15 protein-coding genes are annotated in these 17,352 nt (G+C 35.1%); 7 read left to right on the top strand and 8 right to left on the bottom strand.

The genetic code is table 11. The features are described 5' to 3' along the window. Positions 1-10: 10 nt before the first annotated feature. The 4 genes from H964_RS09395 to H964_RS09380 form a co-directional block, all read right to left on the bottom strand. On the bottom strand, positions 11-1,633 hold the full coding sequence (locus tag H964_RS09395) for an NAD+ synthase (protein WP_039767019.1): 1,623 nt from the start codon (positions 1,631-1,633) through the stop codon (positions 11-13). A gap of 19 nt (positions 1,634-1,652) precedes the next feature. Then, on the bottom strand, positions 1,653-2,099 hold the full coding sequence (gene mntA / locus H964_RS09390) for a type VII toxin-antitoxin system MntA family adenylyltransferase antitoxin (RefSeq protein WP_039767018.1): 447 nt from the start codon (positions 2,097-2,099) through the stop codon (positions 1,653-1,655). Between the two features lie 68 nt (positions 2,100-2,167). After that, the gene (locus H964_RS09385; protein ID WP_039767017.1) at positions 2,168-3,694 is read right to left on the bottom strand and encodes a response regulator transcription factor; all 1,527 of its coding nucleotides are present in this window, start codon (positions 3,692-3,694) and stop codon (positions 2,168-2,170) included. Then, positions 3,691-5,424, bottom strand: a complete 1,734-nt coding sequence (locus tag H964_RS09380; RefSeq protein WP_039767015.1) for a sensor histidine kinase — start codon at positions 5,422-5,424, stop codon at positions 3,691-3,693. Before H964_RS09380 ends, H964_RS09385 begins: the two co-directional genes overlap by 4 nt. A 263-nt stretch (positions 5,425-5,687) precedes the next feature. Here H964_RS09380 and H964_RS09375 point away from each other — a divergent pair, with 263 nt between their 5' ends. The 5 genes from H964_RS09375 to H964_RS09355 all read left to right on the top strand — a co-directional run bounded on the left by H964_RS09375 (position 5,688) and on the right by H964_RS09355 (position 13,523). Then, positions 5,688-7,037 carry an extracellular solute-binding protein gene (locus H964_RS09375; protein WP_039767013.1) on the top strand — a complete coding sequence of 450 codons (1,350 nt, stop codon included), beginning with the start codon at positions 5,688-5,690 and terminating at the stop codon, positions 7,035-7,037. 114 nt (positions 7,038-7,151) lie between these two features. Then, on the top strand, positions 7,152-8,036 hold the full coding sequence (locus H964_RS09370; RefSeq protein WP_039767010.1) for a carbohydrate ABC transporter permease: 885 nt from the start codon (positions 7,152-7,154) through the stop codon (positions 8,034-8,036). Next, on the top strand, positions 8,033-8,872 hold the full coding sequence (locus H964_RS09365) for a carbohydrate ABC transporter permease (protein ID WP_083931513.1): 840 nt from the start codon (positions 8,033-8,035) through the stop codon (positions 8,870-8,872). Before H964_RS09370 ends, H964_RS09365 begins: the two co-directional genes overlap by 4 nt. A gap of 140 nt (positions 8,873-9,012) precedes the next feature. Beyond that, a complete protein-coding gene (locus tag H964_RS09360) occupies positions 9,013-11,454 on the top strand; it encodes a beta-mannosidase (RefSeq protein WP_039767008.1) in 2,442 nt (813 codons plus the stop codon). A gap of 233 nt (positions 11,455-11,687) precedes the next feature. After that, the gene (locus H964_RS09355; protein ID WP_039767005.1) at positions 11,688-13,523 is read left to right on the top strand and encodes a glycoside hydrolase family 15 protein; all 1,836 of its coding nucleotides are present in this window, start codon (positions 11,688-11,690) and stop codon (positions 13,521-13,523) included. Positions 13,524-13,588: 65 nt separating this feature from the next. On the opposite strand, the gene H964_RS09350 is transcribed toward H964_RS09355, so the two are convergent. The 4 genes from H964_RS09350 to H964_RS09335 form a co-directional block, all read right to left on the bottom strand. Beyond that, entirely contained in the window at positions 13,589-13,822 is a 234-nt protein-coding gene (locus H964_RS09350; protein ID WP_049754821.1) for a hypothetical protein, read from the bottom strand. Between the two features lie 169 nt (positions 13,823-13,991). Continuing rightward, positions 13,992-14,543, bottom strand: a complete 552-nt coding sequence (locus H964_RS09345; protein WP_011915745.1) for a hypothetical protein — start codon at positions 14,541-14,543, stop codon at positions 13,992-13,994. A 119-nt stretch (positions 14,544-14,662) separates the two neighbouring features. Continuing rightward, positions 14,663-15,232: a hypothetical protein gene (locus H964_RS09340; protein ID WP_237738264.1), complete on the bottom strand. Its 570-nt coding sequence runs from the start codon at positions 15,230-15,232 to the stop codon at positions 14,663-14,665. After that, positions 15,201-15,494, bottom strand: coding sequence for a hypothetical protein (locus H964_RS09335; protein ID WP_011915747.1), 294 nt, complete (start codon positions 15,492-15,494; stop codon positions 15,201-15,203). The genes H964_RS09340 and H964_RS09335 overlap by 32 nt, the downstream gene beginning before the upstream one ends. 370 nt (positions 15,495-15,864) lie before the next feature. Between H964_RS09335 and H964_RS09330 the strand changes: the two genes are divergently transcribed. Together H964_RS09330 and H964_RS09325 are read left to right on the top strand one after the other, a co-directional pair. Continuing rightward, complete coding sequence (locus tag H964_RS09330; RefSeq protein ID WP_039766996.1) at positions 15,865-17,061, top strand: glycosyltransferase family 4 protein; 1,197 nt, start codon at positions 15,865-15,867, stop codon at positions 17,059-17,061. Between the two features lie 87 nt (positions 17,062-17,148). Beyond that, a partial coding sequence (locus H964_RS09325) for a MerR family DNA-binding transcriptional regulator (protein ID WP_039766994.1) occupies positions 17,149-17,352 on the top strand: 204 nt, incomplete at its 3' end.

Genomic DNA, 17,352 nt, shown 5'->3' with positions numbered 1-17,352 from the left:
TGGCTTTTATTTACACCCACCTTTGAACAATTGGCATGCGCCTGCCAAAACCAAATGCTTTTGATGTCACTTTCAAGCCTGGTGCTGCCTGTTTTCGCTTATACTCTGCTCTTTCTACCATTTTGATAATCTTTAAAACAAGATCTTTAGGATAGCCCATCTGGACTATTTCATCCACACTTTTTAACTCCTCAATATATGCAACCAAAATAGGGTCTAAGATTTCATACGGTGGAAGACTGTCTTGATCTTTTTGGTTGGGCCTGAGCTCTGCAGATGGTGGTTTTACTAAAACGTTGTGAGGTATTATTTCTCTTTCCCTGTTTATATACCTTGCAAGCTCATACACAAGCATTTTTGGCAAATCTGATATAACTGCAAGCCCGCCTGCCATATCACCATAAAGCGTGCAGTATCCAACTGCAAGCTCTGACTTGTTACCAGTTGTGAGTACTAACCTGTTTTCCCTATTTGATATAAACATGAGGATATTTCCGCGAATTCGCGCTTGTATGTTCTCTTCTGCAAGGTCTTGCAAGGGCATTTCACTTGTGTTGAACATCCTCAAGTATGCTTTGAAAACATCTTCAATTGGATATATTCTAAACTCAATTCCAAGGTTTTCAGCTAAGCTTTTTGCGTCTTTTATACTGTGCTCTGAAGAATATCGCGATGGCATGGCAACACCAAGCACATTTTCAGGCCCAAGCGCTTCAACTGCCAAACAGCAAACAACTGACGAGTCAATTCCTCCAGAAAGACCTACTACTGCCTTTTTGGTTATTCCTGTCTTTTCAAAGTAATCTCTTATTCCAAGCACCAGTGCTTTTTTAATCCACGAGATGTCTTCATGTATTTCAATTTCAGGCATTTTATCAATCTTTTCAAGTTCAATTTCCAATATGTCTTCTTCAAACTCTTTTGCTTTTGCTACCAGCCTGCCGTCTGAGCTGACCACTACACTGTTTCCGTCAAATATCAGCTCATCATTCCCGCCAACCTGATTCACATATATAACTGCAGTGCCATACTTTGTTGCAGCCTCTTTCAAAACTTTTAGCCTCTGAGTTTCAAGTTTTGTGTAGTGATAGGGTGATGCCGAAAGGTTTATAAACACCTTTGCACCCTTTTGAGAAAGCTCATCAAGTACATTTATGTCATACATTGCATTTTCATCGTTGTTTATATTCCATATATCCTCGCATATGCTTATACCAAAGTTTATCCCTTCAATAGTCACAACCTCTCTTGCAGGGCTTGGGATAAAGTACCTGTTTTCATCAAATACATCATAAGAGGGCAAAAGAGTTTTGTGTATAATCTTTTCAATCCTGCCTTGATGGAAGATAATAGCGCTATTGAAAAGTTTCGAAACATGATGACTCTTTGTTGGGCTACCGACAACAACAAAACTGTCTTCCACTTCTTTTGCAATTTTTTCTACTGCCTTATCAACAGCCTCTATAAAATCTTTTTGAAACAAGAGGTCTTTTGGAGGATATCCGCAGATTGCAAGTTCCGGAAATATAAGAATTTTTGCGTCTCTGTGCGATTTTATAATTCTTATTATCTTTTTTGTATTGCCTTCAATATCCCCAACAATGGGATTTATCTGGCAAAGTAAAACCTTCATATTTTCCACCTTCTTTGTGCTAAATATCCTTCTGGTCTTTTTTAAAAAATTCTTTATTTTTTATGCTTTCAAGAATCTTTTGATTGTATATTTCAGAATAATAGCTAAAATCAAGGTATTCTCTGAGCACACTTGCTTCGAATAAGCTTCTTTCTTCATGGTCTTTTAGAATTATCCCATCCTTGATTATGCTGTACTTTAAAAAAATATTGGCATTTTTCAGATTGACAATATCAACATCTCTTTTAAACACAGCTTTTCCCTCTTCTATCAAAAGACCTCTTAAGATTGCTTCGTCAATCGCAGGAATATCTTCTTCAAACATAACTGCGATGTCAACATCGCTCATATTGTTAAATGTCCCTTTTGCAAATGATCCGAACAAATATGCAAACTTTATTGCACATTCTTTGTTTATTCTCTCAACAAACTCTCTTGCTAGGTCTATAACTTTTTCTTGTTCCATAACACTATCCACACAGATTTTTTCAAACTCTTTCACAAAATTATATCACAAAAAAGGGGAAAACGCTTTTATTTTTGTCTTTCCTCTTTGAACTTACTTGGAGACGTTCCTGTGTATTTTTTGAATATCATCGAAAAATATTTATAGTCGCTAAATCCAACCTTTTCGGCAACCTCATAAGATTTTAGATTTGTAGAAAGAAGAAGCTCTTTTGCTTTGTTTATCCTGAGTTCATTCAAAAAGTCCACAAAACTTTTTCCAGTTTCTTCTTTGAATATTTTACAAAAATAGTTTGGAGAAATTCCGCATACCTCAGCAATATCAGAAAGTAATATTTGGTTTGCATAGTTTTTCTCAATGTAACTTATGGCATCTTTTATAATTTTTCTGTGCCTGCTTTCTTTTACATTCTGAATCTTGTCAATACAAGAGAGGGCAAAGTCTATTAGGCTCTTTTTCATATTTTCACTTTCTTGTTTATTAAAAGAAAAGGCTGCGCTTTTGACAAACTCATCTTTTAAAACAGGGCAAATTTCTTTTGCCTTTGTCAAAATAAGGTCAGAAAGCTTCTTATAAGTGTTTTCTAAAGAGCTTTTATCATCTTGATCTTCCAGTTTTTCAAAAATCTTATTTACCAGCAAAGCTGTCTTTTCCTTATCAAGAGCCATAAAAGCATTTAAAAGTTCGACTTCGTCTTCAGTCAGCTGAGATGGCAAAAACTTACTATCAGTTGCACTTTTTAAAGATAAATGCAGCTGTTTTTTGCTTGATACAACAATTCCTTTTGAAAATGAAATCTTAACATTAAGATACTTCTTTGCATTGGATTTTATTTGATTTAAAAGCTTTTCATCTACTTCTTTTGGCTCACTCAAGTTTACTATCAAAATCAAGGTGTTGTCACCAAAGCTACCGTAAAATACAAATCCACGATATTTTTCATAGATATCTTCTTCAATTAGGTTTGCAAGTAGATTTAGCACAAACTCTTTGTTCTTGTTCACAGAAGATTCCATTAACATAAAAATATCTTCAACAACAACCAAAATCACCTGAAAGTAAGGACCTTCTAAGGAGATTTTCAAAAGCCTTTCTTTTACAGGGTCAAGTACTATTTCAGGGTTTGCAAACAGACTTTTTAAAAACGAAGACCTTAAAACGTATATGTTCTCTTCCACAATGTTTTTATAAAGCATAGTCTCAAAAGACTTTTTCTGCTCCTCAATTATAGAGTCCTTTAACCCAACAACTGTCTTGACCAGCTCATCTGCGCTCACAGGCTTAAGAAGATAATCAGATGCACGAACTTTTAGGGCTGTCTTTAAGTATTCCACGTCGTCATACCCAGTAAGAAACACAATCTTTATATTCGGCAGACTCTGTTTTATGATCTTTGCAGCCTCAAGACCGTCCAAAATGGGCATTCTAATGTCCAAAAGAACAATGTCTGGCTGTTTTGAAAAGCAAAGCTGTGCTGCTTCATGGCCATTTGAGGCTTCTCCTACTATTTCAATTCCATAAGAGGTCCAGTCAATTGAGGATATTATTCCTTTTCTGATTACCCTTTCATCATCAGCAACAATCATTTTAATCATTTCAAATCACCTTCTTTTAAAGCTGGTTGTACAACAGTCACCTTTGTTCCAAGCCCTGGTGTGCTTTCGATTTCTATACCGTATTCATTTCCGAACGCAAGTTTTATTCTGTCATTGACATTTTTAAGTCCTATTTTGCCATTTGTATTATTCTTCAGAGCACTTTCAAATACCTCTTTTGGAGCACCAGCTCCTGTGTCGGACACGATAAAATAAAGCTTTTCATCTTTTGTAAACACTTCAATACTTATTTTTCCCTTCTTTCCGCTTTTTTCTATACCATGATAAATTGCATTTTCTACAATTGGCTGCAAAACAAGCTTTACTGTTTTATAGCATAGAGCTTGACTTTGAACGTTTAACGAAAATTCTATCAAGTCCTGGTACCTAACCTTTTGTATTAGGATGTAACTGCTAAGATGTTCTATCTCTTCTTTTACAGTTATGATGTTGCTTTTGTTTGCCAATATGGACCTGAAAAGTTTTGAGAGTGCCTCAACGAGGATGCATGCTTTTTTTGCACCTTCAAGCCGAGCTGTCCAGTATATTGTATCAAGTGTGTTGTAAAGAAAATGAGGATTGATTCTTTCTTGCAGCGCTTTTAACTCTGCCTCTTTTTGCTTTATTGTTGCAATGTAAACCTGGTTCATAAGTTCATTAAGTTTTGCAGACATGCTATTGAATGCTTGAATTAGCTTTGACACTTCATCATTTCCTTTTGGCTGCATGTATACATCAAAGTTCTGGTTTGAAATGTGATCAATAAGGATTCTCAGCTGTTTGAGGGGAAAAAGAATACGATTTTGGAAGAAAACAAGAAAAATAGATGCAGCAAAAAGGGCAAGAAGGATAGTAATAAAAAGATAACTTTGTATAGCTCTGTTTTCAGCAACAAGGTCTTCCTTTTCTACAAAACTCACAACCTTCCATCCAAGAGGCTTAATAGTAGAGTATGTAACAAGGAATGTCTTGCTGGAAAGTTTTGTGTAAAAAAAGCCTTGCTCAAAATTTTCCATAGGTTTTGTAGGAATCATCTTGGCAAGGTTCTTTCCGATTAAAGTCTTGTCTGTTGAGCTGAGAATAAAATAATTCTGGTTACAGATGACAAAGTTTTCAGAAAAATTTGAACTCAAGTGTATTACCTCTTCAAACAAGCTTTTTTCATCAATGTTTATCTCTAAATATCCGATTAGGTTTTTGAAGTTATTAATATCTCTTATAGGGCGAACAAGGGAAATTACATAAGTTAATATTCCTGCCCTGCTTGTTATAACGTTTGGGTACCATTCGTAGCTCTGGACGTTGATATTTGAAAGATTCAAAGTTTGATCTTTTATTCCATATGTATCAAATATAGTATTATTTTTACCCATTATATAGATGGAATGGATATATGGTTTTTCACCAACAAGGTATGTTAAAAAGTCGTTTACATGTACCCTTGCCTTTTCAAGTTCATACAAGTCAGTTTTAAAGTCAGATTTCAAAAGCTGTCTCAAATCACCACTCTGAATAAAGTAAAGCGAAGCTTCTTTTATATCATTTGTAATAAGCTCAAGAGAGCTTGCAATCTGTTTTACAGTATGAAGATGCGAAAATGCAAATTTGCTTTCCACTATTTTGACAGATTTTATGTATGAGGCTATTCCAATCGGGAAGCTTGAAAGAATGATCAGAAAGATTGCACATACCATAATTTTGAACTGGAGACTACCTGATATCTTTTTCACTTTACCGATTCCTTTCTAAAATAAAAATCTTTAAGATTAAAATAACACAGAAAAAGCTTAAATGACAAGGGCGAAAGATTCCAAAAAGATAAAAATTTATAATCTTCGAATATTTGTTTGGAGAAAATCTTAAACGAATAATGAAACAGCAAATGTGTTAAAATAATAGAAGTTTTAATAAGATTATTACCTACAAATTGCATAATCAAATTTATATAATTGACAGTAGAAATGAAATAAAAAATGAGAGGGAGGCAAAATATATGAAAAAAGTAAAATTGATTAAAAGAGTTTTAGCTATTTTGGTAGTTTTTGGACTTGTGTTTTCACTGGCTGCCTGCAAGAAAAAGACAGCTCAGCAGCCACAGCAGAGCAGCCAGAGCAAAAACATCGAAGAAAAAATTACTTTAACGTTTACTCACATGTTTACAAACGACGGAAGTGCAATAAGCACTGGTTTTTACAATGCACTAAATGAGTATAAAAAATCACATTCGAATGTCACAATAAAACAGGAAGCTCTGTCGCATGACACTTATGAGACAAAGATAAAGACACTTGCTGCCGGTGGAGAACTTCCAGATGTGTTTGTTATAAAAGGTTCAATGGTTGACCCATTTTACAACAACAATCAGATTGCACCTTTAAATGATGCCCTTGATAGTGACATGGCATGGAAAAATAGCTTTGTTGAGGGTGCGTTTGACGATTTCAAAAGAGGAGACAAAATCTTAGGAATACCAATCCAGGTTCAGCCAACATCCCTAATTTTCTATAACAAACAGATTTTTAAAGAAGCAGGCATAAATGAGTTTCCGAAAAATTGGAATGAGTTCAAGGATGCTGTCAAAAAACTCAGAGCAAAAGGGTATATTCCAATCACTGCAGGAAACAAGGGAAAATGGCTTGTTGAGTCGTGTATTCTGAGCACTCTTGGTGACAGGTTCACAGGGACAGACTGGTTTGTGTCTATAAGAGATAGAAAAGGTGCAAAGTTTACCGACCCAGAGTTTGTAAATGCGCTCAGGGCAATTGATGAGCTTGTTAAAATGAAGGCGTTTAACAGCGATATCAACTCGCTTGACAACAACCAGCAGAGGACTCTTTACTATAACAAAAAAGCTGCAATGTTCTTTGAAGGTGGCTGGGCAATTTCGCTTGTGACAAATGAGGCTCCAAAAGATGTTTTGGAGGCAACAGAGCTTGCTATAATCCCACCTGTGCCAGGTGGGAAAGGATTGCCAAACACAGTTTCAGGCGGTGCTGGCTGGGCATTTCAAATAAATGCGAACCTTGATGGGAGCAAGAAAAATGCTGCTCTGGAACTTTTAAAAGCGCTCTCAAGCGATGCGTATTCAAGGCCTATGCTTGAAAAGGGTGGTTTCCCTGCAACAAAAGTTACAAATTATGATGAAAGTAAGCTTTTTACTCTTGCAAAGAAATATCAGCAGCTTGCAAAGAATATAAAATATGTGCCTGTATATGATGTTCAGCTATCGCCTGGTGTGATTGAGGTTATGAACAGCGGTCTTCAAGACATGATAATAGGCACACTTACACCCGAAAAGCTTGCTCAAAAGATTCAGCAGGAGTATGAGAGAGAAGCGAAGTAGTTTTAGAATTTTGAAAAAGAAAAAAGAGGGGGAAAGCCTTTTTAAACTCCCCCTCTTTTGTCTACCAATATAGTTTTTACATAAATTTGAATTTTAAAAAGGGGAGACTTCAGCATGGAAAGACAACTATTCAAACCAAGCTCGAGGGTATTCATTGCCTATCTTTCACTGCCTGTTTTGTGGTATTTATTTGTTGTGGTAGTGCCACTTGTGCTGGCGATAAGGTACAGCCTTTACGAGTGGTCTGGTGGGCCAAAGATGAGATTTGTTGGGCTTTCCAATTACATCCAGCTTGTACATGACTACGACTTTTGGTTTTCTTTTAAAAACAATCTTATAATAACCCTGCTTTGTATAATAGGCCAGATTGGAATTGCCTTTATTTTAGCAGCGTTGATGACAACAAGAGTTTTGAAGTTCAAAGAGTTTCACAGAACAGTTATATTCTTACCTGTTGTACTCTCACCTGTTGTAATAGGCTTTATTTGGATGCTTATGTACAACCAGCAGATAGGCATATTAAATTGGGTTTTGAGAGCAATTGGCTTGGGCTCGCTTGTCAGACCATGGCTTGATGATCCTAAGCTTGTCATATACTCTGTTTCTGTACCACTTATTTGGCAGTATATAGGTTTTTATCTTGTTATACTTATGGCCTCGCTACAATCAATTCCTAAGGAGATATTTGAGGCTGCAGAAATTGACGGTGCAGATGGATTTAAAAGAACCATCTATGTTATACTGCCACTTCTGTCAGATACGTTAAAGGTTTCGATTATGCTTTGCATTGCAGGTAATATGAAAGTTTTTGACCATATATATGTCATGACAGGTGGCGGACCAGGCAAAAGTTCGATGGTTATGGCACAGTATGCATATAACAACTCATTTATAATGTTCAAGCTTGGATATGGAGCAACTATTTCTGTTGGGATTTTGGTTTTGAGCCTTGCAATAATCCTACTTTCGCGAAGACTGATGGGAGGAAGTGAAAAATGAATATAAAAAAGATTGCTTTCAAAATAGGGGCACTAATTCTTAACATATTAGTTATGATACTTTCTCTTTCAGCTATATTTCCAATTGTGTGGCTTATTTACTCATCACTTAAAACTGAAAGAGAGTTTGCTTTGAGTATTGCCTCACTGCCAGCACATCCTACATTTGAAAATTATGTAAATGCGATAAAGACAGCAAAGATGCATATATACTTTTTCAACAGCTTATTCACAACAGTTATCTCTGTTATCCTGATTGTAATATTTAGTTTTATCGTAGGGTATTTTTTTGCAAGGTATCAATTTAAAGGAAGAACACTCCTGTATACAATGTTTTTGGCAGGGATGCTAATCCCTATTCATGCGCTTCTGGTGCCATTGTTTGTCCAGTTTAAAGTCTTTGGGCTTTTGGATAGAAGAATTACGCTAATTTTTCCTTATGTTGGTTTGGGTCTTCCAATGGCGATATTTTTGATGGAGAACTTCATAAGAGACATTCCGCATGAAATAGAAGAAGCAGCTTATATTGATGGTGCGACCTTGACTCAGACTTTGTTTAGAATAATTCTTCCCATTTGCAAGCCTATAATCTCAACAGTTGTAATTTTAAGCGCTCTTTCAACTTGGAATGAGTTTTCATTTGCTCTTGTTTTGATAAAAAGCGATGCGTTAAAAACACTGCCTGTGGGGCTTACAAACTTTTCATCTCAGTATACTGTAAAATACACTCAACTCATGGCAGCAATAACAATTGCTATACTTCCAGTAATCATAACGTATCTTGCCTTTAACAAAAAGGTTATACAAGGGCTTGTCGCTGGTGCTGTCAAAGGGTGATAATCTTTCACCCTTATTTACTTTCTAAAATTATGAGATAAAGAGTAAAAATACAGGCAGATAAAGCAAATGTGTAAAGTATTATAATATAATCTTAGACAAAACATGTTGCTGAAAAAGAAAAACAGGGGGAGTTTACATTGAAGATAAGCCTTGATGGAAAATGGAAATTTAGAGAAGTAGGCAGCCTTGAATACTTGGATGGCACAGTTCCAGGGTGTGTTCAACTTGATTTAATCAACCTTGGCAAGCTTCCAGACCCATTTTATGGAGTAAATGAAGTTTTGTTTTATTCTCTTGAAGAAAAGGACTTTGAGTATGTTAAAGAGTTTTATATCGAAAATCTTGACTGGCAGGTCAAAAAGCTTGTGTTTGAAGGGATTGATACAGTCGCTGATGTTTATTTAAACCACTTTTACTTGGGTAGAACAGATAACATGTTTTTAAAATATGAATTTGATGTGTCAACTGTCTTGAAAGAAGGGAAAAACGTATTAAAAGTAATTCTTTACTCTCCAATCAAAGAAGCAGAAAGACTTAAAAAAATTTACCAATCAAAATATGAGTATCCGTATAGAAGCTGGATAAGAAAAGCTCAATATTCATATGGTTGGGATTGGGGCCCGAGGATTCTTCAGATTGGCATCTTCAGGAGTGTATATTTGGAACTAAACAACGGTCTTGAGATAACAGATGAGTTTGTCAAAACAGAACACTTATCAGAAGATTTAGCAGTGGTCAAAGTTTTTGCAAAGATAAATTCATTTGAAAAGCCAAGTAGTGTTGAAATAGAGATTTCAGATAGCGAATATGTTAAAAAAGTTATACCAGATGTCTACAAGTCCAAAGAAGGATATTTTATTGAAGAGAGAATTGAAATAGAAAATCCAAAACTGTGGTTCCCTAATGGCTATGGAGAGCCGCATTTATATACTTTTAAGATTGTTGTTAAAACCTCGAACGAAGAAGCAACAAAAATGGTCACAACAGGCCTCAGGACTGTCAGAATTATAAAAGAAAAAGATGAATATGGCGAAAGCTTCATCTTTGAAATAAACGGTCAAAAGATTTTTGCAAAAGGTGCAAACTGGATACCTGCTGATTCCATCCTGCCAAGGTTGAAAGAAAAGGATTACAAAGAGTTAATTGAAATGGCAAAAGATGCGAACATGAACATGCTCAGGGTCTGGGGCGGCGGAATTTATGAGTATGATTGGTTCTACAACGAGTGTGACAAAAACGGTATAATGGTATGGCAGGATTTCATGTTTGCATGCGCAATCTACCCTGATGAGTTTGACTTTTTCGTTGAGAATTTCAAAAAAGAGGCAGAGTACCAGATAAAACGACTGAGAAACCATCCGTGTATAGTGCTTTGGTGTGGGAATAACGAAAACAACTGGGGTTTTAGAGACTGGTGGCACATTGGCGACCCAGAATTTTTGGGAAATAGAATTTACAAGAAGGTTTTGCCACAGATTCTATCAGAGCTTGACCCAACAAGACCGTACCACATCTCAAGCCCGTATGGTGGGGAGCATCCAAATAGCAGCACTGCTGGTGACAAGCACACATGGGATATCTGGGCTGGCTGGAAAGACTATATTTACTACAAGCACGACAATGCAAGGTTTGTGAGTGAGTTTGGTTTTCAGGCAGCAGCACACCTTGATACAATGAAAAAGTATATTCCTCTTAAAGACCAGACAATCTTCTCTAAAACTTTGAGAATGCACGAAAAGCAGGAAGAAGGTTTGGAAAGGCTTATAAGGTATATGGCAGGCTCAATTGGTCTTCCAAAAGATTTTGATTCTTTTGTTTACCTTTCACAGTTTGTTCAAAAAGAGGCTATTAAAACTGCTGTTGAACATTATCGTAAAAACAAATTTAGAACTACCGGTGCTCTTTACTGGCAGCTAAACGACTGCTGGCCTGTTATATCATGGTCATCAATTGATTATTTGAAAAGAAGAAAGGCGCTTTACTATGAGTCAAAAAGGTTATTTGCAAAGTTTTTGCCAGTTGTTGAGTATGAGGATGGGAAGCTTAAAGTTTATGTTGTAAGTGATGATTTGAAGACAAAACAAGGCAAGCTAAGTATTACAATCTGGAACTTTGATGGTCAGAAACTTTATGAGAAAGATCTTGCTGTGGAAATTCCTAAAAATAGTGTAATAGAAGTATTTTCTGAAAAAGTAGAAAACTTGAATATTTTGAAGGGTGAGTGGTTATATATACCCAAACATATTGAAACGGCTGTAATTGGGGATAAGATAGACAGAGGACTTTTGGAAAGCATAGTTTTTGTGAGCCTTTTTGTCGATAAAGAGGAGTACGAAAACTACTTTGTATTTGAAAAGCCAATAAACCTCGAGCTAAAACCCAGTCAGTTTGAATATGAAATAAAAGATGACCATATTATAATAAAACCCAAAACTCCTGCAATTTGCCTTATAGTTGAAGCTGATGGGGATTTAGAAGACAATTTCATCTTTGCAAGGCCTGGAAAAGAGTACAAAATTCGCTTAAACGGTGCTCAGGTGAGCAGGGTTTGTGATTTGGTTGAGATGCTGATAAGGTAAACTAAGTTACATCTACAATAGAATACTCATGTAACCCCCTCTGGCATGTGACAGGTTTTAAAGCTTGTGTGATGAGAATAATTCAATGCCTGAGGGGGTTTTTGTTTTTAGAAACAAAAAAGGCAAAAATAAAATTAGTAAAATTGCTGAATGCACAACAAGTCAGATATTTGTTATAATATGATTACTGCAAATGTTTGCGCAACAATTTGTATATGGGGAAGAGGGATCATATGAGAAAGCCGCACGTAGTAGAAGCTATAATTGGTAATACAAATGTTTTAGGGCAGCTTGATTCAAATGGCATATTGCAAAGGTTTTATTGGCCTGCAGTAGATTATTATCAGCAGCTAAAACTCTTTTTGGCAGCCATTTTTTTGGATGGGCTTGTATTTTTCGAGGATGAAAATTTCAAGATAAGAAGTGGATTTGTGGATGACTTTGCGTACTTTTTTGAATATAAAATTGCAGACAAAACAATTTTTCAGCTTGACTTTGTTGATTTTGAAACAGACAGCTTGGTTCGTTTATGGGAAACGGCTTTTGAAGACTTCTATGTCTTTTTAGAACCCATGATAAATTCATCAAGCCTTTTTAATGCTGCAAAGGTTGATAAGGAAAATGAAATAATCTACGCATATTTTAAAGGGACATATATAGGTCTTACTTTTGAGAACAAGATAAAAAGCTTTACAGTTAAAAACGGACTTGATGATGCAAACGATAATCAACAGGAAGGCTTAAGTGAAGCTACAAATCCACAGATTGCCGCAAAACTTGAAAATACAGGAAAGGTTGTATGTTTTCTTGCTTTTGGAAACTCAAAAGATGAAGTCTATCAAAAACTTTCTTATTTAAAACAAAAGGGGTATGACGAAATTTACAGGCAAAACAAGGCCTTTTGGGAAAAGAAATTCTCAAAAGTAAAGCTTGTTTGCACACAAGACCCAAAAGATATGCAGCTTCAGAAAAGAAGTGCATATGTATTTTATGTACTGCAGAACTCCAAAACAGGTGGAATTTTAGCAGCATCTGAGGTTGATGAAAGGTTTTACCACTGTGGCGGTTATGGTTTTGTATGGGGAAGAGATGCTGCGTTTATAGTATCTGCAATGGATGCGCTTGGACTCTCAAGGGAGGTAGAAAGGTTTTTTGAATTCAAATTTTCTTGTCAGGAAAAGGAAGGATTCTGGGACCAGAGATATTACACAGATGGCAGCTTAGCTCCAAGCTGGGGAGTTCAGATTGATGAGACAGCTTCTGTTGTGTGGGGATTTCTCAGCTACTGCGAAAGACATAATTCCTTGCATTTGATTGATCTGCATAAACAGCAGCTCAAAAAAGCACTACTATTTTTGATAGCTGCTGTGGATACCGAAAAAGGAATTATCTTTAGAAGCTTTGACCTGTGGGAAGAAAGAGAAGGTATTCATCTTTACTCAAATGCAAGCATATATGCTGCGCTAAAGAAAGCAAAAAAATATTTTCCTGAGCTTGAAAGTGAAATTGAAAAGAAGTTAAAGGCAATAAAAAATCAGATAGTAACAGGATTTTACAGTCCCAAACTTTCACGGTATGTAAGGTCAACAGATGTCAGAATTTCAAGGGAGGAATTTTTAAAACTTCCTGAAGAGAACAAGTATGTAGAAAAGGACGAAAAGTATGAGATAACCTATTATTTCAAAAAACAAGACGAAGTTGTTGACATTTCAATACTTGGCATTTATTATCCTTTTGCAATGGTAGACAACAGTGATGAGGCTTTAAAAGCAACCATTTTGGCTATCGAAAGGGAATGTCAAAACAAGATTGTGGGTGGCTACAAAAGATATTCTGATGACAAATACATTGGAGGAAATCCATGGATACTGACAACACTCTGGCTTGCAATTTACTACAAAAAAACTGGTCAGATTGACAGGGCAGAAAAACTTTTTGAGTGGGCAAAAGCGCACAGTTTGCCAAACGGACTTTTTCCAGAGCAGGTTGACAAGCTCACTGGCAAGCCTGCTTGGGTTGTCCCTTTGGCATGGTCTCATGCAATGTATGTGCTGTATCTTTATGAATAAATTAATGATAAAAATAAAGACCAGCTTGTTTGCTCTTAAACACAGCTGGTCTTTTGGTTTTATTATTACACAGGATTATAAGGTAAATATTTCTCCAATCTCTTTTTTAAAGGTTGATATTTAAAGGTTGTTTTTCCAATCATTTCACCATCAATAAATTTTATTTCAACCTCATATGTTGCTTCTTCCAGGAACTTCCTATCATTTCCAAAAAGAACATGGGCTTCATGTAATAGTTTTAAAAATCCATCTTCAGTTTTAAACGTTTCCAAACCAATTTTTATTTTTTCTATTTTCAATTCTTCTTTTAATCTTTTTGTTTTTTAGGTGGTTGTAATAATTTTCACTTCTTGAAATGTATCTAAAGGATGATAAAGATTCATTTGCATTTACCTCGCACTTTAAGTTATTTATAGGGCAACCTTTTACTAAATATTTCAAATCATAAAATTAGTTTTACAATTTGCTTTATTTTAATAGCAAGTTTAGTATTTCAAAGAAAGCAATACCTACAATACATATTGCGATATACAAATCAATACCTTCTAAAGATGGAGCAAAAATAATCAAAAGTATTATTGTCGCAAGTATAAAGAAGACTACTATTTTACTAAAGTTCTTATATTTATAAAATTTCACTTTTTCTAAATGAAAAAAGCGGATGGTAAAAAGTGTAAACAGAAATTCAAATATTATTAACATTAAAAAAAGTTTCAGTGAAGATATCATCTTGAGCAAAAATATACCAATATCAAATAAGAAAGAGAAACTAATAAAAAATATCACAGGTTTTATTAAAATTTTTCTTGAGTAACCATTTGAATTTTGTTCTACTGACAAATCTAATATGCTGTCAACTGCTACTCCAATTACAATAAATAGTTGTGAAATTCTATTTGCTACATTTCCTTTTAAAATTGGTGAATTTCTATTGAGATAGAAGAAAAATAATGCTAAAAGTGAAAAAATAATTCCGCTGAGTGCCCAATTCAAAAAATGATGTCTGGTTTTATTTGCCATATTCGTTTCTACCTCAGACAGCTCTTTTTACGGAATCTATATCAGTTGTAAAATATTCTACATATTCAGGTATTTTGATTATCTCATTTGCAAAAACACTTGTAGCACAGCAGAAAAAATTATTTGAGTATGAAATTTAGAACTTCAAAGAATATTGTAGCAAAAACAAACATTAGTAAATATCTATACATGCCTTCTATTTCAGGGAATATTATACCCGCAGAAATTCCTATCAAAAGACCAGACAATATGACAATTTTCCCATAATTTTTATATTTCTTAAATTTGAGAATATATAAATAATTAGAACGCAAAACAGAATATGTAAAGATAATTTCAAATAAAACAAAAACTACCAAGTCTTTTATGCTTGGTATTATTTTTAAAACAAAAAGACCAATGTTTAGAGGTAGAAAAAAGAAAGTAAAAAATAACAGAAAGTTATTTAATAAAATTCTAAGGTATATTCTGTCAGAATTTTCAGTACATTTAGCATCAATTATTGCTCCGACTGCTATTCCAACTACAATCGACAATTGAATAATTCTGTTTAAAGGATTTTCTTTAAAATAAGAAAATTCTTTTAAATAGTTAACGGCGTAGACAATCAGTGTAGAAGTAATGCATCCAGCTGCAATCCAACTAAAATAACTTTTTTTATTTTCCATACTCTCTCCAACCTCTAACAAAACCTTCTCCAAATGACCAACCTATTGATATCCATCCGACAATCCCAGGTGATTTAACTAATCCTTTTGCAAAACCACTCACAGCCCCACGCATGCCAGCTTGCTCTATTCCTCGTAAAGTATATCCATTTTTCATTATAGCATTAAATTTTCTGATTTGTTTATAACCCTTTATAATACCACCTTTAATGCTACTTTCCAAACCGGAAGCTATTGCTGTTCTTTCTATATCGTTTATTACTTCTTTGACACCTTCTTTCACACCGTTTAAACTCTTCCTCCAAACTCTTTCAATTCCTGTATAGGAGTCTTTCTTACAACATATACCTGCATATTACAAAACCCCTCCTCTAAAGTTGTATTTTAGAAATTAAGCTGATATTTTGAATATACCATTGAAAAAACATCAATAATGACAAAGTTTAAATAAAATGTTTATGCAAATTGCACAATTTTTTGAAGAATAGTTCTAAGTGAAAGATTTACAAACTTAAAGTATTAGAAGTTGGAGAAGATAATTTTAGATAAAGAAACTAAAATTATAGAAACATTTCTGTTAAAACTTTATGCAAAGTGGTATAAAATATATAAACCCTTTTAAAGAAAATTGCCAATAGAAAGGAGATGAATGGTTGAAAATACTGCAGCTTACTTGGGAATATCCACCAAGGATTGTTGGTGGCATCTCAAGGGTTGTTCAAAGCATCTCACAAAGGCTTTCAGAAAAAGACACTGTCTATGTAGTTACATTTTCTGAAGATTACGAAAGATTTGAAGACTATGGAAATCTTAAAATTGCAAGAGTTCCTCTCTATCCTCTAAATCCGCTAAATTTTATTGACTGGGTTATGCTTATGAACATGGCAATGGTTGAAAAAGCCATAGATTTGGCAAGAAAACATGGCAAATTTGATATTATCCATGCACATGACTGGCTGACAGCTTTTGCAGCAAGAATGGTAAAACACTCTTTAAGAGTCCCAATGGTTTGCACAATACATGCAACAGAACATGGCAGAAATGGTGGTACTCACAATGAATTTCAAAGGTTTATTCACAACGTTGAGCGGTGGCTTACTTTTGAGGCATGGAAGGTAATTGTCAACTCAAACTATATGAAAAACGAATGTGAGCGGATTTTTAACCTCACACCTGACAAATGCGTTGTCATACCCAATGGAATTGACTTTGAAGAGTTTTCAAATGTTGAGTATGACATCGAATTTAGAAGAAGATTTGCCCTTGACAGTGAAAAAATAATCTTTTTCATCGGAAGGCATGTGTACGAAAAAGGAATTCACGTCCTACTTGACAGCTTTAGGATAGTCCTTGAGAGGTACTACAATACAAAACTTATAATTGCTGGAAATGGCCCGATGTATGGTGAGCTTTATTCAAGGGCACATGGCATGGGACTTTCACAAAAAGTCTTGTTTACAGGTTTTATTTCTGATGAAGACCGGAAAAAGCTTTTTAAAGTTGTTGACATTGCAGTTTTCCCAAGCCTTTATGAGCCATTTGGCATTGTTGCTTTAGAAGCAATGGCAGCAGGATGTAGCACAGTTGTGTCTGACATTGGAGGTTTTGCTGAGATAATCAAACATGGAGAAAATGGGCTTACCTTTTTCTGTGGAAATTCAAACTCACTTGCAGACATGATTTTATCGTTGCTAAATGACGAAAGCTTGCGCAAAAAACTTGCTGAAAAAGGATTTGAAGATGCAAAAGAGATTTTTTCGTGGGATAGGATTGTAGAGAGGCTAAGAGAGGTATATGCTGGCATAATTGATGAGAGTAAAAAGATGGAGTGGTTTTGTGAAAAAGCATGAATAAAAGGTGTTTAGTGAGGCTAAAGGAGGTCACAACGGTTGAAAATAACAATGCAAAAAGGTATAATTTTGACTAGGTGATATTGAATGTTGCTAAGTGTGCAAAAAGTTAAAGAGATATATGGTATCAGCCGAAGAACACTAATAAACTGGGAGAAGGAAGGGTTAATAACACCTCTCAGGCTACCTATGGGAAGGAGAAGGTATAAAAAAGAAGACATAGAAAAACTACTTGGCATGATAGAGGAAAAACCAAAACCAACCGTTGTTTTGTATGCAAGAGTCTCCACT

Origin of the sequence: Caldicellulosiruptor sp. F32, assembly GCF_000404025.1 — a bacterium.
Taxonomy (GTDB): domain Bacteria; phylum Bacillota; class Thermoanaerobacteria; order Caldicellulosiruptorales; family Caldicellulosiruptoraceae; genus Caldicellulosiruptor; species Caldicellulosiruptor saccharolyticus.
The sequence above is the reverse complement of the archived record's forward strand: the minus strand, read 5'-3'. Positions and strand labels throughout refer to the sequence as shown.